A 25299-nucleotide genomic window follows, 5' to 3' on the forward strand; every position below is an offset into this window, starting at 1 on the left:
CAGCGCGGTGGCCGAAGCCACGATCGCGAAAATCGAAAGGGTGCAGCATCAGCTTGCGGAGGGCCGCAAGGATGCCGACCTCCATGTGCAAGCTGCGTCGCGGCTGATGGATCTCTCACGCAAGCGCATCAAGCGCGAACTGCGGCTGGCCGCGCGCAAGGTGGAGCGCGCGGAATTCTTCCGACGGGTGAGACGGCGCAGGTTTGGCATCGAGGCTGCGCGAAACTCGTTCGCGACCTCGACCGGGCGCAAGCGCGGCTTGCCGGCTGATCGCCGGTTTGAGGCGCCTGGCACACGCGGAGCTGCCAGATTCGGACGATCAGGAAAGGACCCTGAGACCCAGATGCTCGACGAAGGGGTCGAAGTCCCGATCGTTATGGAGGAGGGTCAAGCCCGAGACGATGCACCGGGTCGCGATCAGCGTGTCGATCGTTTTGCGGACGGTGACACCTTTTGCTCTCAAGGTCCGAAAGTTGCGCGCTGCCTCCACGGCAACATCAGGACCATCGATCTCAATGAACTCGAGCGACTGCAGCAGGGCATGGCCACGATTGAAATCCCGGTCGCTGGTAAAGCCCTGGAGAACTTCCGTAAGGATGATATCGCCGATCAGGAGCGGCTCGTTACCAAGCAAGATTTCGAGGCGGTCTGCCTGAGGCGACGGCGTTCCGCGGAAGAAATCAATCCAGGTGCTGGAATCGACAAGGATCATAGGTCCGTCCGCATGGCGTCGAGGTCGCCATTCCATTCGAACTTGCCGCGGGCCGAGCGCAGCTGGACCTGGGACTGGAGCCTGAGGAGGAGACGCAAGCCGGCTTCCACCGCCTGCTTTTTCGTCTTGAGGCCGGTCACCTGAAGGGCCTGGGCCATGAGTTTGTCATCGATTTCGATATTGGTTCGCATGATGTGTACCTTTTGTCACTTTCTTACACATTAGTAGTTGTCCGGGGATCGGGCAATGCTGTCAAAGTCCTGCGGCAAGCTGACTCTCGGAAAAGAAAAAGGCCCCCGCTCGGATGAGCGAGGGCCTTGATCAGTCACTACTCGAGCTTCAGGCCGCGAACGCGTGTTCGGCGGAGGACTGGCCGAGGCCGGCTTCGGCGCCCTGGCCGCGCTCGGCGGCCTCGTCGGCACCGGGCAGCGGCGGCAGGCCATCGTCGGCCTTGGGCGCCATCTCGGCAGCGAGATCGCGGCGGCGGGTCGGGCGCGACCACACGATGTTGTAGCTGCCGTCCTCCTGACGGAACGCCGAGATGTAGAGCGGCGCGGCCAGGCTCGGGTCCTCGATCTTGCCGTTGAGGAACGCCTCGCCCGTGCCGTTCGAGAACAGCTCGAACAGCGCGCCCACCTGCACCCAAGAGCGCGAGGCCGACAGCGCCAGCACCTCGTACTTCGGCGCCTTTGGATTGGCCGAGTGCACCTCGCGCAGCGCGATCGTCATGGCAATCGTCAGCGTCGCGATCTTGCCGACGAAAATGCCGGCGTCATTCTGCTTGATCGAACCGATGTTCATGGGAAAGTCTCCTGGAAGCTGGTCTCGAACACCGTGTCCGAGCCAAATTCCTCCTCCCCACTCCTCTCCTCGGCCGTTCGGCCGAGCAGGCGCGCAAGCGCCCCATCCGAGGCCCGCGTCCGCGGCCTCGGGGCGACCGGCTCAACGGGAGGCCGAAATGTCGGGCGAGCCTTGCCCCCCTCGCTTCTTGAGCGGCAGCCCTGTGTCGCGACCAGCTTGTGGGCCTCGATCCATGCCCCGATTTGCATAAGTGGACTTCGGGTTTGCCGTGCGAAGGGTCTGCGACGAGGTCTAGTGGATCGAGCCGAACAGGCGTTTCTTGGCCTCGGCCTGGTGGGCGCCGTCCTTCACGCCGACGGTGGCATCCATATCGGCCGCGAGATCGGCTGCGAGCGTCAAGGGAACTTCGGCATAGACCGCAACGACGCGGACGGCGGCCTCGGGGCTTGGAAGCTCGCCCGGTTCAGTGCCGAGCCAGATCGTTGCCTCGCCTTCCTCGGGCTCTTCCTCGGTAGGCGTGAACACCTGGGCGAAGAAGGTCTGGAGGGGACGGTCCCAGCCGATCACGGCCTTGATGACGCCGTTTCCCGCCCTCGGCTTCAGTTCGTAACGGCTCATCCCTGGCTCCTGCGGATGCGGTGGCCGACACGCCGGGCCGCGCTTTCCGTGCTGCGCAGCGCCTGGCGGACCGCCGCGGCGGCGCGGAGCGCACCGCTTCTCGCAAGAAGGTGACGCGCGCTGCGCAGATGGTCAATCGCCTCGTGCACGGCGGCGCGGTCTGCCGGGCGGGCCGCCCTGATCGATCGCATAGAAGGGTCCTTTCTAAAGCCGCGGTCAGGATGCCGGCGCTGGGGTGACGGGCTCGATGCGGATGTCGATCGCGTTGCGCCCGATGACCGCCGCGAACTGCCGCCCCTCTGGCACGAACCATTGCGCCCTGTAGGAAATGATCGCGCGCAGCCGTTCGACCAGCGCTGCGTCGTCGCCAAGAAGCAGGCGGGTCGCCATTTCCCGTGCATCAAGGAGGAAGCGGTCGTTCTGCGTCTCCCAGCTGTCAGCCTCGCGATCGTCGCTGGCGCAGAAGCAGGATGCTTCGAGCAGCTCGACAAGCTCATCCGGGGAGATCGCGTCGCGCGAGGCGAGAAGGATGTTCGCCTCCTCGAAGCCCCAGTGATGTGCATCGTCATAGTCGATGACGACGGGGGCCGCGACGGTCAGCGTCTCGGGCCGCGAGCCTGTGATCTCGACCACGAGCGCGAGCCGGTCGACCGTCCCGCTTTCGAGGTCAGACAGGGTATCGCTGTCGAAGACATGGGCGGCGCCGTCGCGCTCGATCTCGAACCTCAGCACTGTGATCCGTGGCAGAGCGTCGTACCAGCCATATCCCGCCATCGCATCGTCAGGGTCTGCGAGGCGGCCTTCGAAGCGGCCGTCGCGGGCGAGCGCGAAGGCCGCGCATTGCTCGAGCGGCGCACCGAAATGCTCCATAAGGACGAGCTCGCCAGCTGGTATCAGGCCGGAACCATCGCTCACGCTGTTGAGATCGGCCTTGGCCGGTGTCCATCCGCGAAGGAGCGGCGTCGCCTCGGGCAAATCAACGCCGAGCTGCCGGGCCTCGGCCCATTGGGCGAAGGGCAGGCGATGGCTGCCGAGCGAGGCGATATGGCTGTAGATGATCTTCCGGACGGTATCGCGAAGCGCATCGAGAGCATCGTTCTCGACCATTTCGCCTCGAGCGGGGAGCACCAACTGCAGGGCGGGTGCGTCGACGATGTCTATCCGTGCCCACCAGCTCCGCTCCTTTTCGTCGACCGAAGGCAGGGTGCAGGGAACGGTGAGGCCGTGGAAGTTGATGAGCGGCTGATAGTGGGCCGCGCGCGTTGCGTTGAAGAGGCCGATCCGGACCCCGTCGGTCTCGACGATGACGGCTGCGTCGGCGAGCCAATCCGACTGCGCCAGCTGCGAGCCTCTGAATCGGATCGGCGTCGGGCAATAGCGGGCCGCACCGATGGCTGCAACTTCGAGCGTCTTCGCCCATTCGTCATCCAGAAGGAGCCGGATTTCGGTGCCGAAAGGTTGGTCGCAGCGGGCGACCGGGATGGGAGTACCCGATTCCCAGTCGCCGGGCGCGATCGAGACCTGCCAGGCTTCACCACCGGCGCGCGGATGCGAGCGGATTTCGACCTGGCGGCCGGCGAGGCTGAACACGCCCATGCCGGCAGGGTCTTCGCGGGCGGCGATCTCTTCGTCCCAGCCGGAACGGCCGAGCGCGAGGATCACCGCGGGATCGGCGATCCCGGCGCCGTCGTCGGCGATAACGAGCCATTTCCCGTCCTCGGCCTCGGCGACGTCGAGGTCGATACTCGTCGCCCCGGCCCTGCGCGCATTCTGGACAAGCTCGGCGAGCATCGTTCCGAGCGTGTTGTTAAACAGGCGCGTCACCTTGGTGATCGCGGCCGGATCCACCTGGCTGTGGATGACATTGGGAAGGGGCATCGGGGTCTCCTGGGCAAGAGCGAACAGGCTCACCCCTCCCCTGCCCTTCTCCTCTTTCGCTCGGGCCGGCGCACACACGGACGGCGTCGGCGCAGAGGAGTGAAACGGCCGGGGAACCCACGCTACGCGCAGCGACGTTCCTTCTCGGCCGGCGATTCGATGTTGACGTAGCGCTGGCCGCCCCTGCGGCGTTTGCGGATGCGGCCATCGACGAACGCCTGGGCCCAGCGGCTGGCTTCGTCCGCGCGGGCGGCCATGGCGCATTCATCAGCCTGTTTGAACAACGCATAGGCGAGCGCATATTGGGCGCGCTCGGGCAGGGCGAGCAGCGTCGCGGTGACGGGCAAGGCCCCCTCGTAGAATTCCAGGATATGACGGCCGCCACCATGGTGCATCAGGATGGCAAGGAGGCTCCTGCTTCCAGGACCGGTCGGCCTCGCGATCTGAATGTCATGCGAGCCATAGGTCACGGAGGTCTGGGACGCCCCGGGCTCGCCGCGATGGAAGACGCGATCCTCGCGGTCGGGCAAGGGGTGGGCGAGCACCTCGTAGCCGTCGAAATTGTCGGCGCCGCGGATGCGATTATGTCCGATGACGGTCATGGCAAGTTCTCCTCATCCCCGGGCGAAGGTCGCCGGGTTTGGATGGGCACGGGATGGGCGTGGTAGTCGGTCGGGCTTCAGTCGCCGCGCGGGAGCGGGATCGGCACGGCCTGGCCGCTGGCGAGGTTGATGAAGGCGCCGGCGTGGCCGATGGAACCGCGACCGAGCAGATCGAACAGCAGCGCGAGCGCGTGACTGGCCAGCACTCGGTTGACGAAGAGGGACTGGCGTTCGAGCGCCTCGGCCACCGAGCAGGAGGGAGCATCGTCCTCAGCTAGAGTTTCGTCGGCGAGCTCCGGGAAGGCCTCGAGCACGGTCGGCAGGCGAAGCTTCACATTGCCCGTCGGGCGGCATGGGCAGCCGATCAGATATTGTCCGTCGCTGGCGCGGTTGCCGAGGTCCATCCAATAGGTCGGCACGGTCCTGCCATCGCCAAGGACGGCGCCCAATTCGCGGCGGGCCGAAGCGGTGTCGACGCAGGTGATGAGAATGTCGGTGCCGTCGATTTCGACCGCATCGGGGGCTCGCCCATGAACCGCCTTCCAGGCCAGGCCGTGGGCGAGGTTGATCCGTTCGGTGAGGGTGCGCGCCTTCGAGTTGCCGACATCGCAGCGATAGAAGGGCTGACGGCCGAGATTGGCCTCGGTTACAATGTCGTCGTCGACTACGGTGACCTCCAGCGAACGCGAGGAGATCGCGCGCAGAGCCGTGTCGAGCGAGGCCAGGCCCATCAGCATCTGAGCTCCATTGCCGCCGCATCCCACGAGCAGGATCCGGACCGCGCGATTGTCGAAGATGGCGGGAAGATAGTGGCGCTGGGGCTTGTCAGGCTGCATGGAACATCTCCCGAAAATGGGCTGCGCGGCACGGCGAGGAACATGCCCCCGGCGCAGAGCCGGGCGGCCATTACCGGCCCCGCCGGATGGTCGAGCCGGCCGACGACGAGCGAGATCTTGGTGGCATGGGTATCGTCGGCATCGTCGGTGGCGCTGAAGAATGCGGAGCCCCGCCCGTGGCTATGGATGTCGCAGACCATGTGCCAATCGGGCGGCAGCACCGGGGTTCGGTAAACGAGGCGCGAGGGCGTCGCCTCGTCGACATCCGGAAGATTCACCGCGAACTCACCGCTCGCCTCGTTCCACAGTATGAAGGCGGCCGCTTCATTGGGGAGCGCTGCGCGGAAGTGGTCGAGGATCGCGGCCAGATGCTCGCCTGGGATCAGTCCGCAGCGCAAGTCGGCCTTGGGTTCGCCAATGCTGCCATAAGGGATATGGGCGGCGAAGGGCGGCGAAAGGGGAGCGTCAAGCGCCAGCCAGGGGCGGCGCAGGATGAGCATCACGCCGTCTTTACCAACGGCCAGGCCATGCCCGGCGCGACCGTCACGAAGCGCATCGAGCGCGGGCGATCGTCCCGTGGACGGGACCGGATAACAAGGAGCGGCAGCGATCAGCGCCGCCGCGGTGGGATCGTCGGCGAGCATGGTCATCTCCCGGCAGCGGCCGCAATCAGTCTGCCCACGGTGACGGCGTTAGCCGGTGGGCGAGCCTGTCGTGGTCGGGCGGCAGGATGGAAGGGCTTGAGACGTCGGACCGGGAAACGACTGGCGCCGCGTGCGGCGAGATCATCCCAGAGCCTGACGAGGCCGCCCTTGCCGGTGACGGTGTGCTCCTGGCCGGGATTGGGGTGGGTCGACCAGGAGTCGAACACGGCCCGCTCGTATTCCGCGATGGCGGCAACGCCGAGGGTCTTCGGCCTCGGGATATTGCCCCAACAGAGCCCGCCCTGGATGAAGACGTTGAGAATGGGTGAGTGTAGCACCGGTGTGTCGGCCGCCGGGCGCTCGCTTGACGGGAGCGCGTAGACGCCAAGGCCAGTGCGCGCGGCGATGAGAAGATGCGCGGGATAGGGCACGGTGACGGTCGTGCGTCGCGCGAGCGCACGAAGCCCCTCGGGTGGCGACGACAGCGCGAAATAGGCGGGGCGCACCTGTGCCGGCACCCACCAGGCGAGCACGTCGGGATGGGACACCAGCACGGTGTCGGGCAGGATCTCAGGGACCGCCGTGCGGCCAAGGGCCTCGGTCCATCGGCGCAGCTGCGCGCGCGACAAGGGCACGCCGGCGGCAATGGTCGGATGGCCTTCCGCATCGTGCTCGACGGCATGCATGCTGGCGAAAGCCATCGTATCGTTCCTGGGCGCACTGTAGGCGTTCGGAATCGTGGACGTTCCCGCTTGATAGAGCAGGATAGCGTTAGTCAGGAGGAGACCGCCGCCGGTGGCTTCGAAGTGGCTGCTGTGGTCGGACATGAGGGCCTCACGGGTTGGGCGGGTCGAAGCGGACGAGGTGCTGGGCGGCGAGCAGAAACTGGACGCCGAGCCGCAGGCTCTCGAACCAGTCGTCGATCCGACTCACCTCGGGCAGCGGGCAGATGCCGCAGACATCCATGAAGCCCATCTCCATGCCGTGGCGGGCAACATCATCGAGCTCGCGCGCGAACTGCTCGAACGGAACGAGCGTCAGCGGTGGCAGAGACGAACATTCCTCGATGCCCGGCACATATTCGTAGAGAATGTCGGTATCGAAGTGCCAGGCGTTGCGCTCCGAGGCGAGGCGGTCGAGCGCCTTGTGCCCATCGCGAAGTCGGCGCAGAGCGGCGCGAAGGGTTTTCGGGAGGCTGGCGGCCTTCGCCGCGTTCGTGCCGATCATCCAGTCGGGGCGGCGCGCGTTCATCTCCGAGGGCAGTGTCTGCTCTGCGAGTTCTTCAGCACTGAGACCGTGATAGGCGGTCAGGCTTTGGCGCGCGCTCTCGTCGTCGATCTCGCCGTCCCAATAGTACATGGAGATTTCATCGAAGAGATCCTGATAGCCGAAGACCGGAAGCGCGGTGCCGAGCGTCTCCCCGAGGGCCGCGTAGGCGGCGGCGCGCCAGGGAACGGGCGCGTCACCGGTTTCGATCCAGCCTAGATCCAGCTGCCCCAGGCTCTCGCAGACCAAGGCGATTGCCGGCGGATTGTCGTTTTCGCCGGCGAGGACGGCGACCCGCAGATCGACGAGTTCGATTGGCGCCAAGATTTCGAGCACCGCGGCATTGAAGACATCTTCGATTCGCTTGCGGGCGCCGACGCGCGTGTATCGTCTGGTCGTTCCTTCCCGTGCGGCCACCCACCGGCCCATCAGCTTGTGATGATTGCTGAGCGGCTGATCGAAGGTGGCGGGGATGTCTACGGAGAGCGCGACGGACCGGCCCGCGAGATCAGCCGAGCGGGGCGAGCCTGAGACCGACAGGGGGCTGAAGCGGCTCCGCCGCTTCGCCCTTATGAGGGACTTCGGGGAGGATTCGCGCGTGAAGGGCGAGGGCCTGGGCGCTGCAGGGAAGCTGGGGGAAGCCGGTCGTGTTGCCATCGTCGTGCTCGATCCATTCGAGGAGCGTCTTGCGCGGTGCGGCGGGGATGGCCGCGCTCTGGGAGCGGGGCACGGGTCAGCCCTTGGTGCCGACGGCGCGCCGATACTCGATGACATGCGCAGCGCCCGATACGCCGGCGTCGACAATCTCGGCGTTGAGGATCGGCGGATAGAGGGTTGCATGGTAGGCACGCAGGCCGGCGGCATCGTCAGCAAGATGCGGCGGCACCGGAAGGTCGATGCCGTCATATCGGTAGGTTCGGGTCAGGTGGTTGATCTGCATGGCGGCCTCCTGGGCGTGGGTTCGGGAGAGGTTCGAGGGGCTGCCTCACCAGAGGCTGGCGGGCTCCTCGGCCTTGGCGTCGGCGGGCGGACTGGCGGTAGCCGGAACCTTCGCGGCCGTGGAGGCGGGCTTCGGCGTGGACGTTGCGGCCTTAGCCTTGGCGGCCTCGGCCGCGGCGGTGCGGGCGGCATCAGCGGCCTCGCGCTGTTCGGCGAGCTGGTCGGCGAGTGTCTTGCGGATCGTGATGAGCTGTCCGAGCGCGCCGTCTTCGCCCTTGGCGAGTTCGGCATCGATCTCCGCGGCGCTGGCGGTGAGCGAGATCGGGCGGGTCTCGCCGGTCTCGAGCTTGTGCGCGGCGCCTTCCACCTTGCGGGGAATGACGGTCAGGGTGACCGTGTCTTCGGGGCCTGCCACGAGATCGAAGCCGAGCGAGTAGCGCGCAAGCAGTGGGAGCAGGTTGGAAATCAACATGGGTCCAAATCCTTGTCTATGTGAGCGTTGGGGGGTTATGCGGCGAGCTGCTTGATCGGGGCGGCGGCCGGCGGCGCGGCCTTCACCGGCGGCGGCCCATATTGACCGTCGAGCGTCATCGAACTGGGCAGGCGTCCGGCCCAGTCGAAGCCGGGGCGGTTGAGCATGCCGGCGATGAGGTCTGCCTTTTTGGCACTGAGCAGCTTGGCGAAGCCCTTTTCGCCGACATGCGCGACCAGGCCGGATTCCTGGGCGATGAACTTGAGCTCGTCCTTGGTGTAGCGCTCGAGAAAGGCCTTATCGACCTGCCAGACGTCGCGCAGATCGACGTCGAAAGCGCGGGCGAGGTCGGCGACATGCCCGAAGGTCAGCACGTCCTTGGCATAGGCGGCGCCGACAGCGGACAGCACATTCGCTGCCTGCGGCTCGGACAGCGCTCGGATTTCTGTGATCTTGTCGCCATAAGAGATGTCCGGGAAGGAAGCGCCCACGAGGAGGCCGGCACGGGCCTTCAGGGTCTCCGCCTTGATCTGGGGAAGCGTGCCCGACATCGCGGCGACGAGAATGGCGGTATGGGCATGGGCGACATTGGCCGCGAGCGCGCGGGCCACCGCAGTCCGCCAGGTCGCCTCGCGCAGGTCGCTGGTGCGCCCGGCGATCGATTTGACGGTGACGGTCGACTTGTGAGCGCTCGAACCGCCGGCGGTCGATGGCAGCGGGGTCTGCGGAGCCAGGGGGCGGGGTTCGGTTCGGCCGGGGGTTTCGGCGCGATCGACGGACGAGACTTCGGTTTCGGACTCGCTGTCGTCGAGACCGTCATCCGCTTCGCCGTCACCGTCGTCTTCGTCGGCAGCGGGCGGAGCCGCGGCCCGTGCCGCCTTTTCGGCGCGCTCCTGCTCTTCGAAGCGGATCGCCTCGGCGGTCTGGGTCTTCAGCTCGAAGCATCCGGGATTGGTGCAGTGCCCGTCGTCGACATGGGTCTCGAAGAGAGTGCGCTGGGAGGCCGAGTTGAACGGACAGGTTGTGCATTCGGTTTTGTCGAAGCAAGCGGCGGCGAGGTTCTGCGTGACGCGCATGAGGAGATCGCGCGTCTTGCTGACGTCCAGGCCCGAGGCGAGGATCGTCTCCAGGGCCTTGTCCTGCTTGTCGGCGGGGATTGCGGCGAGAAGCTCGGCGTGACCGACCTTGATCCGGCGTTCGTCGAGCGCAAGCTTCACGGTTTCGGACAGCTCCGCCAGCGCCAGACGGCGATCGAGCTTGCTGCGTGACCAGCCGAGCCGCCTGGCGGCTTCGGCGCGATCGTTCTGGCACGCCGCGAGGTAGCGGACGGCGGCATCGGCCTGTTCGGTTTCCGAAGGATCATCGCGGTCGTCATTTTCAGCGATGGCGGCGTCCAGAGCCTGCTGGTCGGTCATCTCCCGGACGATGACGGGAACCTCGGCATCCGCGCCGTAGGCTTCGAGAGCAGCCCGATAGCGGCGCTCGCCCGCGACGATGGCAAAGACGTCCTCCCTGCCGGGCGCGGGGCGAAGCAGGATGGGTTGCAGGATGCCGCGCAAGCGGATCGAGGCTACGAGGTCGTCATGCTTTTTCCTGTCGAAATAGCGACGGGGATTATCGCCCTTCACGATCAGGGAAAGCGGCAGCGTGTTGACGGGGGTCGGTTGCGGAGCGGTCAAGGCGGATCTCCTCGTGGAATGCGGCAGGCTCGCCCTTTCGGCCGCGCGCCTTCATTCTGGCGAGCCTGATGCTCGCCTTCCCCCTTGCCTTTCCTGGCGCTGAGGACCGGAAAGGTGGTGGCGGTGGCGTTCGAAGGAGCAGTCGTGTTGGAGCCGGCGGGCTCAATAGTCTTCGGCGAGCATGACGGTGAGGACGCGGCGCGTGATCGAGGCGTCAGAGGGATCGTCCGAGCCAAATTCCAGCGCCAGGTCGTAGTAGTCGATCTTGAAGAAGATGCGTTCGCCCTTCAGATCGAAGCCGCCGAAATCCCGCTCGGGCCCGTCTCCGGGCTTGAACGCATAGCGGCGCACGGCCGCAAGCAGTTCGGCCTGGGCGAGGACTTCCGCGATTCCGACATCGTCGCCGGTCAACCGGGCGAGGCAGTTACGGGTCACCATGATGCGAGCGTTGGGATCGAGGCCCTGCCGGCAACGGTCGTTGAGCCTGGCGATCCGTTCAATTGCGGGAATTGTCATGTTGCCTCCAGCAAGCCGAGGGCGTGATGGCCGATCTACGCCCTGGGATAGCCAGGGGCGACCCGGTCGAGACGGCCATTCCAGCGCCAATGATCGTGACTGATTTTCGCATGTTGCGCTGCTGCAATCTTGGTTCTGCAGCGCCTGAGACGCTGATCACCGCGAGCGACCCGGTTGGCCGGGTCGTTGCTTTCGGAAACGCTGGTCGAGCCGCACTAGCGAGGCGGTCGATGTATATTCGACGGCGGATGCCGTCGTTTTTTGCGACGCTCTTCGTTACATAATCCAAAGGAGGCGACAACGGGTTCGGATCAGCTAAAAGGACGGTTCGCAGCCGGCTCCCTGTGGACCCGACGCATTGCCGCGATGGCTAAGAGGGCGTCGGCATGAGGATTACTGAGGACGAGACGGCGCAAGCCGGTAAACGGATGGCGACGCTTCGCGAAGCCGGCCATGCGGTGTCGGCGCGTTATGATCGTCGCCGCGCCCGTGTGGTCGTTGGCCTCAATACGGGGGTTGAACTAACGTTTCCGGCGCACCTGGCCGAGGGCTTGGCCGACGCCTCGCCGGACAGTCTGGCTGTAATCGAAATCAGCCCTGCGGGCCTTGGGCTTCATTGGCCAAAACTCGACGCCGATATCTATGTCCCCGGCCTGCTGCGAGGTGTGTTCGGTTCGAAAAAATGGATGGCCCACCAGCTTGGATCCGAGGGCGGAAAGGTACGGACCGCGGCGAAGAATGCCGCGTCGAGCGCCAATGGCCAAAAGGGTGGTCAACCGCGAAAGCTGGCTGATGCCCCCGATCCGATCGAGGCTGAGAATGTTACAAGTTCAGGCCAGTAGCCCGACACGCATAGCCTTCAAGCTCTGGGCCCGGATTGCCATCACCCCCGAACCGACCGGGTTTCGTCGCCACGCGCTTTGCTGCTTCTAAGGCTCGCGTGCCAAGCGCGCGCGCTGCGCCGATCTGTCGCCTGACAGTGTTGATCGGGCGCGTGGGTGGGTACCCCCTGAAGCCTTGTTCCTGATTCCCCGAATTCGGGACGGCTGTTCCTGAAACCCCGATTAGTCATGCACTGTTCCTGAAACCCCGAATCTGGTGTGTGATCTCCCGAACGACTGGCTGCTACCTTAGTACCCTCGGGGCGAGTTCGACGGATGGTAGGTTCGGTGGGACACTTGATTGGCTATCCGATCGGTTCAATATTTTGTTCAGCATTTAGGGGTTGAACCGCTGGTACAAAAGTCGGGCCGATCAGTCCCGTCCGCTCATGTATTTCCTTGCGGATAGGAAGGGTGGCGTTGAAGGTCTCGAGCCACTCCGCCATTGCTGGCCGCTCGGGGAGTGGAACATGCGCGGCGACGTCCTGGAACCTGACGAGATCGGCGGGCGCGTCGCGCATGATGGCGTCGATGTCGGTTGCGGGGAGCAGTTCCTCCGCCCGGATGAAGTCGGTCATTCGGCCGGGTCGGGTTGAGGTCGATCGGCGCCAAAGCCCTTCAACGGTGCGCAGGCGCGGAGCCGCCCGTGCCTCCACGAGGACAATGAGACGCAGGCACCAGGCCGGGAGCGCGCGGACCTCGGCGGGCTTCATTGCAGCGCAGATAAAGCAGCTCGACTTGGGCGGGACGGGAAGGCCCGCAGCCTCGATGCGGGCGATGCAGGTGTCACGGTCCCATTGCCATTCGCGCAAGGGGTACCGGCACTCAAAAAGGTCGTTGGCGATGGTCGACGCGTGGTTATAGCGGCGCGTATCTGCCGGCGAGGCGTCATAACCGATGAGGCGAATGACTTTCTGTCCGCGCCCCCAGGCGGCCTTCGCGGGTTCCCACCCCTTAAGGAAGGCATCTTGCGGGGCCACCTTCCATTTGAGCGAGCATTAGGTCTGTATCGACCTGTCTTATTGGCTCCGCAAAGCCCGTATTTCCGCCATTCCTACTCCTCCTCCCCTTTCAAGACGCCCGATTAGGGCGTGACCGCCTTCAGGCAGCGGTAGGATCGGGCGCTTCGGCGTTGGTGCGGATGGGGACGGGCCGGCGTATCCGATCGAGTTCCTGCACAAGTTGCGCGTTACGGCGTTCGAGCCGCTCCGCGCGCTGCTCGGCTTCAACAGCGCGGTTCAGCAGGCTGGCATTATGTGTCGCGAGGGCGATGTTCTTGGCTATCGCGTCATGAAGAGTGGCGCGTGTGCTGTCGGCCTCGCCGGCGGCCGTTTCAGTGGTACCCTCACGTTGCGATTGAATGTCGCGCAGGGCGTCGAGAACGTCGCTATGGTGCGTATAGATGATGTTGCGGCCGACCCCGGCTGCTCGTGCGAGACCGGCGACCGTTGGCGCGGCGGACGGGTCTTTGGCGAGGAGGGCAAGGGCTTCGCGCAGGCGTGCATTGGTGTTCGCCCGGCGACGGGCCTGCGGGGTGGATGGGTCAGATTCAGACGTCACCAGCATTTCCTTCGTCGAGCCGGTCAAGGATACGGTGGGATTCCTGGATGCGGGCTTCGGCAAGTGCTCGGCTCTCGTGATCGAGGTCATCGCGCTGGATCAATGCGGTGTTCCGTTCAAGGCGCGCTTCCCAGACCGGCCTATGCCGGTCAGTCACGGCGAAGTTGGCGCAAGTCGAGCAGGTGCTTTGTGTGCGAAGCACCGGGTTCGGCTCGCGCTCGCCGCCGAGGCAAGCGGAGGTCTCCCGGCGGTAGAGGCAGTAGCCCCAGTCGCACACGCCGAGGCGCATATCCGTTTCGGCGAGGATCTCGGTGATATAGCCATCGACGTCGCCCGACCGAGTGCGCCCGTGGAACGGCGATCGCTCGGACAGCATGACGCCCGCCTTCCCGGCGACGTTCGGCGCCAGGAGCAGGTCTTCCAGCGCCTTGCGGGTTTTTTCGGCGGCCTGGTCGTCGATCAGCTCGGCAAGTTCGAAGTCTGTGCCCACATAGGCCCGGTCGGTCATCGCGCGATGGACATGGCCGAGATGGCGTTGCAGCGCCGTCAGGCCGGTGCGGTCGCGCCGCCCGATGAACCGCGAGAACGTCTTGCGACCCTGATAGGTGGTCAGGTGCCAGGTGCCGCCTTGGTGTTCCGGCAAGGCAAGGAACGGCGCAAGTCGTTCGTTCAAGCGGATATTGACCATAGGTGATCGCAGTCGAGCGACGGGCATCATCGTCGGAAGCGGCGAGCGTCCCCGGCCGAGCTGGTGGAGCCAGAGGTTCCTCTTCCCGCTAAGTTCGCGAAGCGGAGCGGAGAGACGTTCGAGGATGTGGATCGCCCGCTGGACCGGCTCGGGCGCGAGCCAGCGATGGATGTCCCCATGTTCCGTCAGCGACGTCTTCGTGATCGTGCCGACCAGATAGACGTGTTCCTCGCCGTCTCCATCGGCCGCGCGCCGTTCGAGGCAACCCTCCTCAAGCCTGAGTATTTCGGAGGCTCTCGCGCCAACAAGATAGGCGATGACGACGAAGCAGGCGTCGCCAAGGCGATCGAGCATGAACGTCAGGCGGCGCAGCGGCCATTCCGGATTCGGATACATGTCCGCGTAGGGGCATGGCTCAGACAACATGGCGCGTCTGATATGCCAGTGGAGCCTTCGCCCCTGATGCTGTGGTCGGAACTGCTCATACAAATCTTCGAGACGGTCGCGCAGCGCGAGTATCTGTTCCGCTGGGTCACCGAGCAGTTCCATAGCGCCGCTGATGAGAGGCACAGCGATCTCGTCGGGCGTATAGGGATGGCCGCCATAAGGTTTCCAGTGCCGCTTCTCGACCGAACCGGCGCGAGGCGGCGCCATCAGCGGCGCGTCGTCCAGCTTGTCGCGCTGCATGTGGAATGTGCGGATCGTGCCGAGATAGCCTTCGGCGGTGCTGAGGGAGAGCCGTGAAGCGTTCCTGCCGGGACGAGCGCGCAACATGGCCACGAACCGGTCGACGGCGTCTTGATCGAGATCCTTGAAGCATCGGACGTTCTCGACTGCCATCCATCGAACGAGGAAGCGGATGTGGCTGAAGTGGCCATCGACCGTTTCCTTGCGAAGTGGCATCCGCCCTTCGGGCGGATCGGCTTGCAGCGAGAGCAGGAACAGTTCGGCGGCGTGCCGGAGCGGCGTCCAATGATCATCCCCGAACCGGCTCCCGTCCGGCATTTCGAAGCCCCAGTTGAACGTCGTGGCGGCGGGGACGCCTTCGTTTCCGAGCAATGGCGCCGGAAGTTGGGTAAGCGTGGATGTCGGGACGGAGGCCATGAGGCTATTCCAGGTCCGGCAGCGGCGGCAAGGCGGGTATGAGCCGTTCCGCGTCCGGCATCATTTCGGGCGGGAACGCCGGCAGCAGGTCTTGTGTCAGCACCCGAAGGCTGGGCGCATAAAAGAGGCTGAACCGGATCGGGTCGATGCGTTCCCGCGCCGCTTGAAGATGCCTGGTGGCCTGGACGATGCGCGCCAGATGATCCGGGTCGATCGGGACGATCAGGCCCGGACAGGCGAGGCAGCCTCCCAGTTTCGGGCACATGCGGCCAGGCCGCGCCTGCCCGCCGTCGACCGGTCGAAGGCAGTCGTGGCCGAACAGCGCCGTTACCCGGACGCTGGTATGCGGCCCTTGATGTTGCGAGTCTTGGCAGGGCGTCTCGCCGGTTACCCATGTGATCATCAGCGACTGGAGCCGAGCGATCGTATCGCGTTCGAGACGGCGGACCGCCTCGCCATCGACATAGATATCCGTGGTGACGATGCTGGCATGGTTGAGCACGGCCTTGGCCGCCATAATATCGCCCTGGGACGCTGTGTAATGGGTGCTTGCCATGCTGCTGCGGAACAGCTTGGGCGAGAAGTCTGGAAGCAGGGCACGGGACTTGCCGGGATGGGTTTCGTTCCAGGACGCGATCGCGCCATTATGCCGCTCGTAGAAGCGCAACATTGCCGATCGCAACGTGGCCTGCACGATATGTCCGGCGTGGTGCTCGCGCTCGAGGCGTCCTGTCGTCATGAGGAAGCGGTGGAGGAACAGCCGGTCGCGTTTGGACGGCTCCACATGCGGCAATAGGGGTGCCGTCATCGCAAGGAGCTTTTCGATCAGGCGCGGCGCCGCATAGGGTCGGCGATTGTCGAACGAGCGCCGTTGCATGCGCTTCACCTTACCACCGGCGCGGGGTTTTACCCACTCGACCATGACGCGATGCCGCTCGAGCGGATGCGGCACGAGGCAGTCCCGCTTGATCTGGCGCAGCGGACCGGCATTGGCCGCCGTCTGGATCAGCAGCACCATATAGAACGCAACCAGCGTGTCGGTCGTGAGGTGGAGATAACCCTCAAGCTCGCGGAACCCGCCTACCTCGGCGATCCTCTGCCGATCGGGCTTGTTAAGGTCCAAGCCTCGGTCGGTCGGCAGGATGCCGTGGCCAAGGCGGTGGAGCTTCCAGATCCAGCGATCCCGTTCGGCGGTCCGGCCGCCATGAAGCAGCACATTCGGAAGACCAACAATAGCTTGCCCGTGCTGGAACTTGTCCCAGGCAGTGTCGATGTCGGCATAGCACACTGCCAGCAGCGCGCGCATTGCGCCGGGTGTCAGTCGGTCCTGCGGTAGCCGCTGGACGCCGGCGAGCGGGATCGGATTGTTGGGAACGGCAAAGCCCGATGCGAACAAGCCTGGATTGTCCGCGATCGCGCGCTTGAGCACCGGCCGGATCATACCAAGCTGACCGGATTGTGAGCGGACGCCACGCCTGCGCCCGTTGGTAGGCATCGCCAGCCAGGTGATGAACCGGCGGATCGTTGCCGTGTCGAGGTCTCCCGCGCGCCTGACACGCGCGTCCTCGCGCAGGAACCTCCCGAACACGCGCAGCGCGAACCAGCGCGCCGTGCGGGTCGCAGCGCTGGTTGCTACATCATGATCGCGGAAGGCCCGGGCGATGGCGGCGCCGATATCATCCGGCATTCCGAACAGCGCCGGGTCGAAGCGTTGGATGATCTTGCCCCATTCATCGCGGAACTGGATTTCGGCGATCCCTGCGGGGTGGTCCGCTGGTGCCGGATCGAGTTTCAGCGTCCGATCGAGGCGGCCCCTAGCCATCGGCGGGGATCAGCTCACCATAAAGATAGGCGAGGCTTTCGCTCAGGTCGCGTTCGTGCAGTTCGAGACAGCGCAGATAGATTGCCGTCGTCGTGATCGAGGCGTGGCCGAGCAGCACCTGCACGACCTTGAGCGGGTTGAGATCGGGATTGGTGCGGGCTTGGATCTGAAGGCGGGCCAGCATCGCCATCGCGAAGGTGTGCCGCAGCCAGTGCAGCGTGCCCCGAAGTCCCGCGGCCGCAAACGCTTCCGCGAGCTGTGCCGTCAGGAGTTTCCGCGTGATGGCGCGGCCATGCTCGTTCAGCAGGAGATTGGACGGCGCGCGATAGCCTCGGTCAGAACGGCGGATACGGCGGACGATCCGGGCGCGATCCTCGCCCACATACCAGTGCGTATGATCGAGCAGCCGAAGCGGCGGATAGACTGTCCTTGGCCGGTCTCCTTTGGTGATATGGAGCGGCACGCCGACAAGTGGATCGCTGTCGTGGTCAAGTGGCCAGCTATCCGTGATCTGGTCGACGGCGAGCGCGCAAAGCTCCTTGCGGCGCAGCCCCGCCCCAAGCGCCCATTGCGCGGCAAGTCGAGCAGTAGGCCTGAGATGCGCGAACAGCCGAGACAGTTCGTCGGCGCGCAACGGTCGCGGAAGCTTCTCGGGAAGCGAGACGATCAGCTCGTTGACCTGGCGCCGTTGTAGTCCGGGACGATAGGCGCCGTCCAACATCAGCGTCATCTTCTCGGTCAACCGGAACGGGCAATGGTCGATCAGCTTTCGATCTAGGGCCCAGCTATAAAAGCGGCAGACGGTCGAGACACGCGCATTGATCGTGGTCCGGGCGTAGGGCCGCCCGGTATGCGTGCTGGGATTCTCCAGCATCCGGTTGCGATAAGCGGCGATGACACGTTCGTCGGCTTCGCGCCATTCGATCCCTGATTGTTCGAGCGAGTCGAACCAGTCGTGGAGATGCTCGCCGTAGGTCCGCACGGTGTCATTGGCCTGGGCGCGACCGCTTAGCTCTGAGTGCCCCATGAGCCAGAGGAACGCCGGCTCGATGATCGCCATGTCGGCGTCAAACAGGATCGGGAAGCCGGCGGGAATGCCTGGCTCACCCGCCAAAGCCCGAATGATCGATACCATGCTGTCGGAATCCCCTCGCGCTGAGATTCCGGCGAACAATAGCGCTATTTGGGAGCCGGCAGGCAAACGGTTCGGCGGATCGGTGTCTTTCCGGGATGCATCGCCGCCCGCCGTCGGCGCGGATCACATGTAGAAGCTGTAACTGACCTGTGGTTTCTCGCTGACGCTCACATATTTCATGATGTCGCCGATCTTCTTCGCGCATTCGAGCGTGATCGGGAGGCGCCCGTCCATCTGGGTGTTGTTCCAGTTCATCTTCGTCAGACCGAGGATCTCGTCGCAGAGGCTTTCGAGCGAAGAGTCCTGTTCATATACGGTGATTTTCAGAGGGCTCGGCACATACTGCCCAGGATAGGTCTTGTAGAAGTCGACCGTCCCGCGGGTATATAGAACGCCCTCCGTCTCCGAGATCGTCAGCAGTGTCCCCCGCTTCGGCGGATACTTCTTGTCGCTGAACAAACGGACGTCAGTGTCCGTGATCGCGACGAAATCCTTCGAACGGATGCCCTTCTCCTCCAGCGCCCGCAGGAAGCCCTTGCGCTCGCCGTCGCGGAAACGGCTCGACTTGTGAATCACGATCCTGGCCGGCATGTGTTCCAATGCCCGGTCGTACTCATCAAGAGCGTCACGCAGGAGTTCGTAGGCCTGATCCTCGCTCAGATATGGATGACGGTTCTTCTTATCGATCGACACTGGGGTCCCGCGCAGGATGATCCCATGCCCGAACTCGTCAAAGACCTGTGCCAAGCTGGACGACACGGTCTCACCGTCACGGCTCTTGTAGAAACCAATACCGATGTAGCACGAGCGGAGCTTGGCTGTGTCCTCGACGAGCCGCCAAGGAATTGTTCGGTTGCCCTTGTAGTAAAGCGCCGTGCAGAAGTTCCATGCCTTCGTCGCTGGGTCCTGCTGTTCCCCGGCGAACTTGGTGATCAGGATGGTTTTCTCCCGCACCAGCTGAAGCGGCGTGCCGAGGTGCATGCACTTGGCTTTCAATATCCGCCGGAAATTATGCTCGAGCTCGCTCTCATCCTTCGCGTCGCCAGTGGCCGAGATGGTCACGGAATCAAACATCTCGTTCGGCAATACGCAGACGATGACGTCAACCGACCTGTTCTCCGCCAGGAAGCGGATCTGCTCATAGTAGAGCTCAACAGCCCTCTCTACCCGGTCGGCGCGGGAGGCAAGTTTCACGATTCCGGTGATATCCGACTTCTTTAGTGTCCGCGTATACTGGGGCGAGTTGATCAGCCGGGTTAGGAAGCCGTAGCTCTGGTTCACCCCGCCGAAGCCACGGAACAGGTTGAGAAGTTGCGATTCCTTCTTCCGTTCGATGCCGTCCCGGCACCTCTCGAGCCACTCGTCCAGCAGATCAATGCCCTCGCCTCGACCGACGACCCCGACCCTTAGTTCCGTCCTGCGCAGTTCATCGCGCTTGTCATACACGCCCATGTGCTCGATCCCCGTACGCGGGCATATGTGGGTGCCGGTGCCGAACTCGAGCATCGGCTCCGCGAGAGTCGTCAGCCTCATGCCGCCATCCCTTCGTCGGTCGCATCGTCATCATAGTCGGCGATAGAGACGTCGCCTTCGTCAAGATCGTCATCGACCTCGTCGCCAACGTCGAATTCGAGGAGCGTCCCGAAGCTCAACGGCGCCTCGTCCAAGCCTTCCTCACTGCTGGTGTTGGAGAGGAAGTAGGCGACGAAACGAACCGCGTTCCTGACGCTGAGATTCAGTTCAAGCCGCTTCTGCTTCGAGAGCAACTTGTCGTGCCAGTTCGAGCGCTTGAAACCGTCATAGGAATAATACCAGCTCGGCACGATCTGCGAGAACCAGGTCCCGCCTAGATTTGAAAACGTCAGATCAAACGATAAGTGCTGGTGATGCGCGATCTTGTCAGGGTCCTTCTTCTGATACTTCACTACGTACACGGTGCGTGTCGCGCTGGCCTTGCCGACCCAGGCCTCCTTGCGAAGCTCCTGCCCATCCTCGCCGGGCACGAAGAAGAAGAAGCCGTCCTTTGGATGGGAGCGCACGTTGCGCGCCTTCAGCATCTGCCGCGTCTCGGCCCACATGAGTTGCTTGAGAATGTTCACGTTGTCCGGCTCGTCAGAGTCGGCCAGATCGGATATCTCCAGCCGTTCGATCGTGCCCTCGTCCACGATGCTGATCAGGCCGCTGGCCTCAATATCGGTGAATGAGAACAGCTTGTTGTTGTAACAAACCCATGCGTCCGTCGACACATCGTTCAGAAGGAGCGCCATCTTCACGACAGACCTTCGACTCTTTGCGTAGCCCTTGTAGTTCAGTTCCGCCTTGGCCTGCGCGATCACCGCCTTGTCGTCGATCGTCAGCTCCGCAACGTAGACTGCCTCGGGCAGCCGGATCTCCTGTAGGTTGGTTGTGATCGCAGTTGGCGCCTCAACCGTCTCCGATCTCATGCTGATGAAGGCATCCACCTCGCCGAGGATGTGCTTAAGCTCCGAGAGCACGCGCTCTTGCGCTGTCAGACGCAGTCCGGTCACCATGCGGAGGATGTCGCTAAGGTCGATGATGTGCTTTGCGCAGTTGAACGAGAAATCCTCCGTCAGCAGGGCATTTACGGCGCTCTGACTGTAGGATGCCTGCTTCTTGCCCAGCATGAGTACGTATAGCTCATCGAAGGTGTTATAATACGACCGGCTCATGAATTGCCCGATCGTGAACTTCACCTTCTCCAGCCCGATGGTAGAAGTGACTTGGAAAGCGACACGGTCATGGTCGTCGCCGAGGTCGATGCCGGGGAAGTTCTTCTGCTTCCGGTTGAGATTGATGAGGTGCGGCAGGTTGAAGACCGACTTCAGGATCGGGATGAATGCATCTTCGAGCGCGAGGTTGATGTCGGTCCGCCCCTGCGCGGTCGCCAGTTCTACCTGTACGACAATACGGCTCACTACGTCGCGGAGCTGATTCTCAACCTCAAGCTGCCTCATACCGCCGCGCTCCTCCCAAGATGGCCTCCATGGAGTATGGGAACGCACCAAGAACATTGCAAGCGGGCGATAGCTGATGACGGGCCTTTGAAGCCTGAAGAGCCTTCAACGCCCGCTCTCCGCTAAGCTCAGATGCCTCCGAGTGCTGAGCGGTGGGGAATAAACCGGGATCGCTGGGAGGCAGGCCACCTCATATGGAACGAAAGGTAACAAATCAGATGGGTGACCTCTGCAGATTTCAGCATGCGCCAGCACTTTGGCGGGGCGACTGTGCCCAAAAAGCCATCGCCTATTACAACACAGAACAGGTATGTGTATGGGCATGGGCATGGGCATGGGTAGCGGGATCGAATCGACGCGCGCGCCTCTTTTTCAGAAGGCTCGTAACACACTGTTATTATTTAGAAAAAAATCATCCTTTTATAAGTCGATGTTGCGGAAGTATTAATTCTCTCCCCCTCGACGCGATCGGCCCAGAATGCGAATTATTTCCAAATAATCTCATCCATAATGGATGAATATTCCCACGAATATGTGATAAAATTAATTTATGCAATAAAATCTTATTTTGATTTCAATACATCCATTCGTAATTACCAAATTACGCCGATTTTACTTATGCGTGAAATGAACATCCCAATATTTACAGTGTGTTGGCAAATATTTATCCAAATTCATCGCGGTTGATGGCATGATGGACTCCTTCAAAATAGCGTGTATTATGGCGATGCATCGAAAGGAGTATCCCTATGTCGATCGATACCGAAGTTCGGGCGCCGGAAGCTAGCCCCGAAATCCGCACCGCCCTCCTGCGTGAACAGCCTCTGAATCCGGCGCTGCGCCGGCTGAAGGGTCGCGTTCTCGCCGAAGCGGAAGCAAGCGAAGTCATCACGAGCTACGACCGGATGCATCACCGGCACAATCGCTCCTAAGGACTTCCTCGCATGACCCCCGCCAGGATCACCTCGTTCCTGGTCAAGGTCGCGTCGCGTTGCAATCTCGATTGCGATTATTGCTACGTCTACCACCACGCCGACCAGAGCTGGCGCGCCATGCCGAAGCTCTTGTCGGCGGAGGACCGGTCTTGTTTCGCGACCCGACTAGGTGCCTATACCGCGCAAGCGGAGATCACGCACTGCGCGGTCGTATTCCACGGCGGCGAACCTTTGCTTGCTGGTGCGGATAAGCTGGCGGCGTTTGCCGCCCAAATCCGTGCCGCGACAACCGCGAAGGTTGATGTCGGGCTCCAGACCAACGGGCTGCTGCTTGACGATGCCGCGCTCGATCAACTTGAGGCAGCGGACATCGGTGTCTCGCTGAGCTTGGATGGGCCGCGCGCGGCACAAGACAAGCATCGAACGACGCGCAAGGGGCGCTCGAGCTTCGATAAGGTTCTCGCTGCGCTGGAGCGGCTCAAGAAGCGCCCCAGGCTATTTGCAGGCGTCATCGCCGTCATCGATACCGCGACCTCGCCGGAGGATCTCTTCGCCTTCTTCGACGCGCATCATCCGCCGAATCTCGATTTCCTGCTACCCGACGCCCACCATTTGCGCCTCCCGCCAGGCCGCGCGCTCGATCCCTCGCTCTATGAGCGCTGGCTGATCGGCGCATTCGATCTGTGGCTCGACCATTATCCGCATTTGCCGGTGCGAACCTTTGAAGCTTTGCTCGATGCCGTTTCCGGGCTGCCTTCCCGGACTGACGCATTTGGCTTCGGGGACGTCAGCCTTATCTCGATTGAGACCGACGGAAGCTATCACGATCTCGACGTGCTCAAGGTGACCCAGGACGGAGCGACCAGCCTTGGCGGTTCGGTACGGGATACGCCGATCGCAGACATAGCGACCTCGCCCCGGATCGCAGCGCATCGCGCGCTGCTCAGCAAAGCAGGACTATGCCGCGAGTGCCAAGCCTGTCCGATTGTCGAAATCTGCGGGGGCGGATCGCTCCCCCACCGCTTTGGCACCGACGGCTTCAATCATCCGACCGTTTATTGTCGTGAGATGCTCGCGCTGGTCGAACATGCGCGGGTCCGCCTCGCGGAACTGCTCTTGCCCTCGGATGATGCGCTGGATTCGGCCCTGCCCACTGGCACCGACCTAGCAGCGTTCGATCTCGCGGAGAGTGCCACGGCGATGATGGACGATCTCTGCGCCGGTGCGCGGTCAGCCGCGCGTGACGCGCTGCTGGGGACGGTCCGCGAGTTGCGTGCCACCCACCCCGAACTCGGTCCGGCGATCACGGCGTTCGATGCGCTGTCCGTTTCCGAGCAGGAAGAACTGGCGAGTGCTCCGGGCGCCATCGCGTGGCGGCACACACTCGACATTCAGACCGCCGCCTATGAAGTTCAGGCCGTCGACGGCGCAGCAATCCAAGCCGACGCATCCTATCTGCAGGACTTGCTTGCCCAGCCATCACGCGACGGTTCCGGCTTTCAGATCGGTTTCCCCGATCCCTGGCTTCGCATTCCCTTTGGCGAGGCAATCTATTTTGAGGATGAGGCGACCACCGCTAAGGTCAAGCCGATCGTTGAGGAGGCGCTGCAGATCATTGAGCGCTGGCGCCCGGCAATGGCGCGCGAGATGAGAATGGCTTGCGGCGCAATCCAATTTATCCGCGATCCGCTTGCGCATCCCGACAAGATCGTTTCGTTCAGCGACAACTCGGTCCCAGGTGCTCTCTATGTGTCGGTCCTGCAGGGCGACGATCCGATCGACGCCTACGATCTCGCCGACTCGTTGTTGCACGAGCACCGGCACCAGAAACTCTATCTCCTGGAGCGGCTTGCGCCGACCGTGGCTTCCACCGCGGCGCTGGTCTCCTCGCCGTGGAGAGAGGATCTTCGCCCACCTTCAGGCCTGCTTCACGCCGTGTTCGTCTTTGTCGAATTGCGGCGTTTCTGGCTTCATGTCAGGGACGAAGGGCCTGCCCGCCTCCACAATCGGGCGATCAATCAGCTCCGTGACACCGAGGAGAATCTTCGCGACGCATTCGTGACCCTCGATAGCTGTCCGCTGACCCCACTGGGACGCGAACTGGTTGCTGTCCTCAAAGCCTCCGCCGAACGCGAATTGGCCTGATGCCCGACAATGTGATCACCCTTCCTTTCGATCGGCTTCCGGGAACAGCAGCCGAGCGTCATGCTACGCTGCGCGACTATTTTTGTGACAAGGATGCCTGCGTTAAACGGACTACCGGGGGCTGGGAGCTGACGCTCGGTTGGCCCAATGATGCCGCGCGGCATGTCGATCCCAAATTGTCCGCCGGACTCGCGTGGTGGGGTGAGGGCCTTGAGCGTTCCGATATGGCGCTCTCGATGCGCCGTAGCGGTCGCATTCTCAGTACGCTCTACGACAGTTGGACGCTTCTCAGCTGGAGCGAATGGCTGGAGCGGGCCGGCCTACAGGCTGCGCCGATCGTGGTGCTCCATGTTGACGATCACCGCGATCTGGGCGCGCCGCGGCTGTTCGTGGAGCAGGCGGGTTGGCGCGATCCTATGACTGGCCATCTCGTCGACCTTGCCCAGCCTAATAGCGTTGCAAGCGCGATACGAAGTGGTGCCATCGGCATGGGCAGCTTTCTAACGCCGTTCCTCCACGCATTCCCGACCACCGAGGTTCGCCATCTTTGCCAGCCGCCGAAAGCGGTCGATACTAGAGACTTTCGTGTCGAGCTGACCGAGGAGCAGGACACGCTGCTCGACCCTGGCGCATTGCGCCCCGCTGTCGATCTCGTTCCGGTCGCGCGCGAGACCGGTCCGGGGCGATATCGCATCACGCCTGACCTTGGAGATTGGCTGCAAGGGATCGGCCCTGGACCGATCCTGCTTCACATCGACATGGACTATTTCAACAATCGCTATGATGGCGACAGCGACTGGCTCGACCGGCGCCGAAAGCTCGACCCTTCGCTGGCATCGGTGCTTGATAAGGTCGATGCCCTTGCCGATGCGCTGCACGGCGCCAGGCTCGCATCGCGGCTCGAAGATGTCGTAATTGCCTATTCGCCGGGCTTCTTCCCCAGCGAATATTGGCAGGCGGCGGACGAGCGTTTGCGCGCGGCCTTTGCGCGGCTAGATGTCCGTTAAGCCCTCATCCGCCAAGCAGAGGCAACGGCGCCGAAGGGCCAGCCCGACGCCGAAGCCGCCTCCTGTCGTTGCGCATTCGCCGCT

General features: G+C 63.4%; 26 protein-coding genes and 1 pseudogene. 4 read left to right on the top strand and 23 right to left on the bottom strand.

The window, feature by feature from the left end:
• Positions 1-319 precede the first annotated feature (319 nt).
• From vapC to JI59_RS23275, 16 genes are all read right to left on the bottom strand, one after another.
• Positions 320-712: a type II toxin-antitoxin system VapC family toxin gene (vapC, locus tag JI59_RS26455; protein ID WP_039858621.1), complete on the bottom strand. Its 393-nt coding sequence runs from the start codon at positions 710-712 to the stop codon at positions 320-322.
• Positions 709-903 (bottom strand): type II toxin-antitoxin system VapB family antitoxin, encoded by a 195-nt coding sequence (locus JI59_RS26460; protein ID WP_039858620.1) that lies wholly within the window; start codon positions 901-903, stop codon positions 709-711. Before JI59_RS26460 ends, vapC begins: the two co-directional genes overlap by 4 nt.
• Before the next feature lie 148 nt (positions 904-1051).
• A complete protein-coding gene (locus JI59_RS23205; RefSeq protein ID WP_041565060.1) occupies positions 1052-1513 on the bottom strand; it encodes a DUF736 domain-containing protein in 462 nt (153 codons plus the stop codon).
• Positions 1514-1804: 291 nt separating this feature from the next.
• Positions 1805-2131, bottom strand: a complete 327-nt coding sequence (locus JI59_RS23215; RefSeq protein ID WP_007015539.1) for a hypothetical protein — start codon at positions 2129-2131, stop codon at positions 1805-1807.
• Positions 2128-2322: a hypothetical protein gene (locus JI59_RS23220; protein ID WP_007015538.1), complete on the bottom strand. Its 195-nt coding sequence runs from the start codon at positions 2320-2322 to the stop codon at positions 2128-2130. The genes JI59_RS23215 and JI59_RS23220 overlap by 4 nt, the downstream gene beginning before the upstream one ends.
• 25 nt (positions 2323-2347) lie before the next feature.
• Positions 2348-4009, bottom strand: coding sequence for an ATP-binding protein (locus JI59_RS23225; protein ID WP_039858617.1), 1662 nt, complete (start codon positions 4007-4009; stop codon positions 2348-2350).
• Between the two features lie 122 nt (positions 4010-4131).
• A complete protein-coding gene (locus JI59_RS23230; protein ID WP_007015536.1) occupies positions 4132-4611 on the bottom strand; it encodes a hypothetical protein in 480 nt (159 codons plus the stop codon).
• Positions 4612-4688: 77 nt separating this feature from the next.
• Positions 4689-5447 carry a PRTRC system ThiF family protein gene (locus tag JI59_RS23235; RefSeq protein WP_039858611.1) on the bottom strand — a complete coding sequence of 253 codons (759 nt, stop codon included), beginning with the start codon at positions 5445-5447 and terminating at the stop codon, positions 4689-4691.
• Positions 5342-6097 carry a PRTRC system protein A gene (locus JI59_RS23240; RefSeq protein ID WP_007015534.1) on the bottom strand — a complete coding sequence of 252 codons (756 nt, stop codon included), beginning with the start codon at positions 6095-6097 and terminating at the stop codon, positions 5342-5344. The genes JI59_RS23235 and JI59_RS23240 overlap by 106 nt, the downstream gene beginning before the upstream one ends.
• Complete coding sequence (locus JI59_RS23245) at positions 6094-6918, bottom strand: PRTRC system protein B (RefSeq protein ID WP_007015533.1); 825 nt, start codon at positions 6916-6918, stop codon at positions 6094-6096. The genes JI59_RS23240 and JI59_RS23245 overlap by 4 nt, the downstream gene beginning before the upstream one ends.
• A 7-nt stretch (positions 6919-6925) precedes the next feature.
• Positions 6926-7681, bottom strand: coding sequence for a hypothetical protein (locus tag JI59_RS23250; protein WP_239000639.1), 756 nt, complete (start codon positions 7679-7681; stop codon positions 6926-6928).
• Between the two features lie 184 nt (positions 7682-7865).
• The gene (locus JI59_RS27865; protein WP_081474089.1) at positions 7866-8087 is read right to left on the bottom strand and encodes a hypothetical protein; all 222 of its coding nucleotides are present in this window, start codon (positions 8085-8087) and stop codon (positions 7866-7868) included.
• A gap of 3 nt (positions 8088-8090) precedes the next feature.
• Complete coding sequence (locus JI59_RS23255) at positions 8091-8297, bottom strand: PRTRC system protein C (RefSeq protein ID WP_007015531.1); 207 nt, start codon at positions 8295-8297, stop codon at positions 8091-8093.
• 45 nt (positions 8298-8342) lie between these two features.
• The gene (locus tag JI59_RS23260) at positions 8343-8768 is read right to left on the bottom strand and encodes a PRTRC system protein E (RefSeq protein ID WP_007015530.1); all 426 of its coding nucleotides are present in this window, start codon (positions 8766-8768) and stop codon (positions 8343-8345) included.
• Positions 8769-8803: 35 nt separating this feature from the next.
• Complete coding sequence (locus JI59_RS23265; protein ID WP_007015529.1) at positions 8804-10447, bottom strand: PRTRC system ParB family protein; 1644 nt, start codon at positions 10445-10447, stop codon at positions 8804-8806.
• 162 nt (positions 10448-10609) lie between these two features.
• Positions 10610-10963, bottom strand: coding sequence for a DUF3768 domain-containing protein (locus JI59_RS23275; protein ID WP_007015528.1), 354 nt, complete (start codon positions 10961-10963; stop codon positions 10610-10612).
• 386 nt (positions 10964-11349) lie between these two features.
• Here JI59_RS23275 and JI59_RS23280 point away from each other — a divergent pair, with 386 nt between their 5' ends.
• Positions 11350-11805: a DUF2442 domain-containing protein gene (locus JI59_RS23280; protein ID WP_007015527.1), complete on the top strand. Its 456-nt coding sequence runs from the start codon at positions 11350-11352 to the stop codon at positions 11803-11805.
• Positions 11806-12254: 449 nt separating this feature from the next.
• Here the strand turns inward: JI59_RS23280 and JI59_RS23285 are convergent.
• The 7 genes and pseudogenes from JI59_RS23285 to JI59_RS23315 form a co-directional block, all read right to left on the bottom strand.
• Positions 12255-12842, bottom strand: a pseudogene (locus JI59_RS23285) (hypothetical protein); the annotation flags it as partial.
• A gap of 103 nt (positions 12843-12945) precedes the next feature.
• Entirely contained in the window at positions 12946-13431 is a 486-nt protein-coding gene (locus tag JI59_RS23290) for a hypothetical protein (RefSeq protein WP_239000640.1), read from the bottom strand.
• Positions 13394-15196, bottom strand: coding sequence for a site-specific integrase (locus JI59_RS23295; RefSeq protein WP_007015524.1), 1803 nt, complete (start codon positions 15194-15196; stop codon positions 13394-13396). The genes JI59_RS23290 and JI59_RS23295 overlap by 38 nt, the downstream gene beginning before the upstream one ends.
• Before the next feature lie 4 nt (positions 15197-15200).
• Positions 15201-17018, bottom strand: a complete 1818-nt coding sequence (locus JI59_RS23300) for a site-specific integrase (protein ID WP_007015523.1) — start codon at positions 17016-17018, stop codon at positions 15201-15203.
• Positions 17011-18153 (bottom strand): tyrosine-type recombinase/integrase, encoded by a 1143-nt coding sequence (locus JI59_RS23305; protein ID WP_007015522.1) that lies wholly within the window; start codon positions 18151-18153, stop codon positions 17011-17013. The genes JI59_RS23300 and JI59_RS23305 overlap by 8 nt, the downstream gene beginning before the upstream one ends.
• A gap of 123 nt (positions 18154-18276) precedes the next feature.
• Positions 18277-19686 carry an argonaute/piwi family protein gene (locus JI59_RS23310; protein ID WP_007015521.1) on the bottom strand — a complete coding sequence of 470 codons (1410 nt, stop codon included), beginning with the start codon at positions 19684-19686 and terminating at the stop codon, positions 18277-18279.
• A complete protein-coding gene (locus JI59_RS23315; protein WP_202946113.1) occupies positions 19683-21185 on the bottom strand; it encodes an SMEK domain-containing protein in 1503 nt (500 codons plus the stop codon). The genes JI59_RS23310 and JI59_RS23315 overlap by 4 nt, the downstream gene beginning before the upstream one ends.
• Before the next feature lie 692 nt (positions 21186-21877).
• Here JI59_RS23315 and yhhA point away from each other — a divergent pair.
• From yhhA to JI59_RS23330, 3 genes are read left to right on the top strand one after another with little or no spacing between them, the layout of a single operon-like run.
• Positions 21878-22060 carry a YhhA family cyclophane-containing RiPP gene (yhhA, locus tag JI59_RS23320; RefSeq protein ID WP_007015519.1) on the top strand — a complete coding sequence of 61 codons (183 nt, stop codon included), beginning with the start codon at positions 21878-21880 and terminating at the stop codon, positions 22058-22060.
• A gap of 12 nt (positions 22061-22072) precedes the next feature.
• Positions 22073-24208 (top strand): cyclophane-forming radical SAM/SPASM peptide maturase YhhB, encoded by a 2136-nt coding sequence (yhhB, locus tag JI59_RS23325; RefSeq protein ID WP_007015518.1) that lies wholly within the window; start codon positions 22073-22075, stop codon positions 24206-24208.
• Positions 24208-25215 (top strand): hypothetical protein, encoded by a 1008-nt coding sequence (locus JI59_RS23330; protein ID WP_007015517.1) that lies wholly within the window; start codon positions 24208-24210, stop codon positions 25213-25215. The genes yhhB and JI59_RS23330 overlap by 1 nt, the downstream gene beginning before the upstream one ends.
• The last annotated feature ends 84 nt before the right edge of the window (positions 25216-25299 follow it).

It is taken from the genome of Novosphingobium pentaromativorans US6-1 (assembly GCF_000767465.1).
GTDB classification, from domain to species: domain Bacteria; phylum Pseudomonadota; class Alphaproteobacteria; order Sphingomonadales; family Sphingomonadaceae; genus Novosphingobium; species Novosphingobium pentaromativorans.

Excerpts from the sequence above, each read along its gene's own strand:
- vapC (WP_039858621.1), bottom strand. The coding sequence starts at position 712 with ATGATCCTTGTCGATTCCAGCACCTGGATTGATTTCTTCCGCGGAACG.
- JI59_RS26460 (WP_039858620.1), bottom strand. The coding sequence starts at position 903 with ATGCGAACCAATATCGAAATCGATGACAAACTCATGGCCCAGGCCCTT.
- JI59_RS23205 (WP_041565060.1), bottom strand. The coding sequence starts at position 1,513 with ATGAACATCGGTTCGATCAAGCAGAATGACGCCGGCATTTTCGTCGGC.
- JI59_RS23215 (WP_007015539.1), bottom strand. The coding sequence starts at position 2,131 with ATGAGCCGTTACGAACTGAAGCCGAGGGCGGGAAACGGCGTCATCAAG.
- JI59_RS23220 (WP_007015538.1), bottom strand. The coding sequence starts at position 2,322 with ATGCGATCGATCAGGGCGGCCCGCCCGGCAGACCGCGCCGCCGTGCAC.
- JI59_RS23225 (WP_039858617.1), bottom strand. The coding sequence starts at position 4,009 with ATGCCCCTTCCCAATGTCATCCACAGCCAGGTGGATCCGGCCGCGATC.
- JI59_RS23230 (WP_007015536.1), bottom strand. The coding sequence starts at position 4,611 with ATGACCGTCATCGGACATAATCGCATCCGCGGCGCCGACAATTTCGAC.
- JI59_RS23235 (WP_039858611.1), bottom strand. The coding sequence starts at position 5,447 with ATGCAGCCTGACAAGCCCCAGCGCCACTATCTTCCCGCCATCTTCGAC.
- JI59_RS23240 (WP_007015534.1), bottom strand. The coding sequence starts at position 6,097 with ATGACCATGCTCGCCGACGATCCCACCGCGGCGGCGCTGATCGCTGCC.
- JI59_RS23245 (WP_007015533.1), bottom strand. The coding sequence starts at position 6,918 with ATGTCCGACCACAGCAGCCACTTCGAAGCCACCGGCGGCGGTCTCCTC.
- JI59_RS23255 (WP_007015531.1), bottom strand. The coding sequence starts at position 8,297 with ATGCAGATCAACCACCTGACCCGAACCTACCGATATGACGGCATCGAC.
- JI59_RS23260 (WP_007015530.1), bottom strand. The coding sequence starts at position 8,768 with ATGTTGATTTCCAACCTGCTCCCACTGCTTGCGCGCTACTCGCTCGGC.
- JI59_RS23275 (WP_007015528.1), bottom strand. The coding sequence starts at position 10,963 with ATGACAATTCCCGCAATTGAACGGATCGCCAGGCTCAACGACCGTTGC.
- JI59_RS23280 (WP_007015527.1), top strand. The coding sequence starts at position 11,350 with ATGAGGATTACTGAGGACGAGACGGCGCAAGCCGGTAAACGGATGGCG.
- JI59_RS23295 (WP_007015524.1), bottom strand. The coding sequence starts at position 15,196 with ATGGCCTCCGTCCCGACATCCACGCTTACCCAACTTCCGGCGCCATTG.
- JI59_RS23300 (WP_007015523.1), bottom strand. The coding sequence starts at position 17,018 with ATGGCTAGGGGCCGCCTCGATCGGACGCTGAAACTCGATCCGGCACCA.
- JI59_RS23305 (WP_007015522.1), bottom strand. The coding sequence starts at position 18,153 with ATGGTATCGATCATTCGGGCTTTGGCGGGTGAGCCAGGCATTCCCGCC.
- JI59_RS23310 (WP_007015521.1), bottom strand. The coding sequence starts at position 19,686 with ATGAGGCTGACGACTCTCGCGGAGCCGATGCTCGAGTTCGGCACCGGC.
- JI59_RS23315 (WP_202946113.1), bottom strand. The coding sequence starts at position 21,185 with ATGTTCTTGGTGCGTTCCCATACTCCATGGAGGCCATCTTGGGAGGAG.
- yhhA (WP_007015519.1), top strand. The coding sequence starts at position 21,878 with ATGTCGATCGATACCGAAGTTCGGGCGCCGGAAGCTAGCCCCGAAATC.
- yhhB (WP_007015518.1), top strand. The coding sequence starts at position 22,073 with ATGACCCCCGCCAGGATCACCTCGTTCCTGGTCAAGGTCGCGTCGCGT.
- JI59_RS23330 (WP_007015517.1), top strand. The coding sequence starts at position 24,208 with ATGCCCGACAATGTGATCACCCTTCCTTTCGATCGGCTTCCGGGAACA.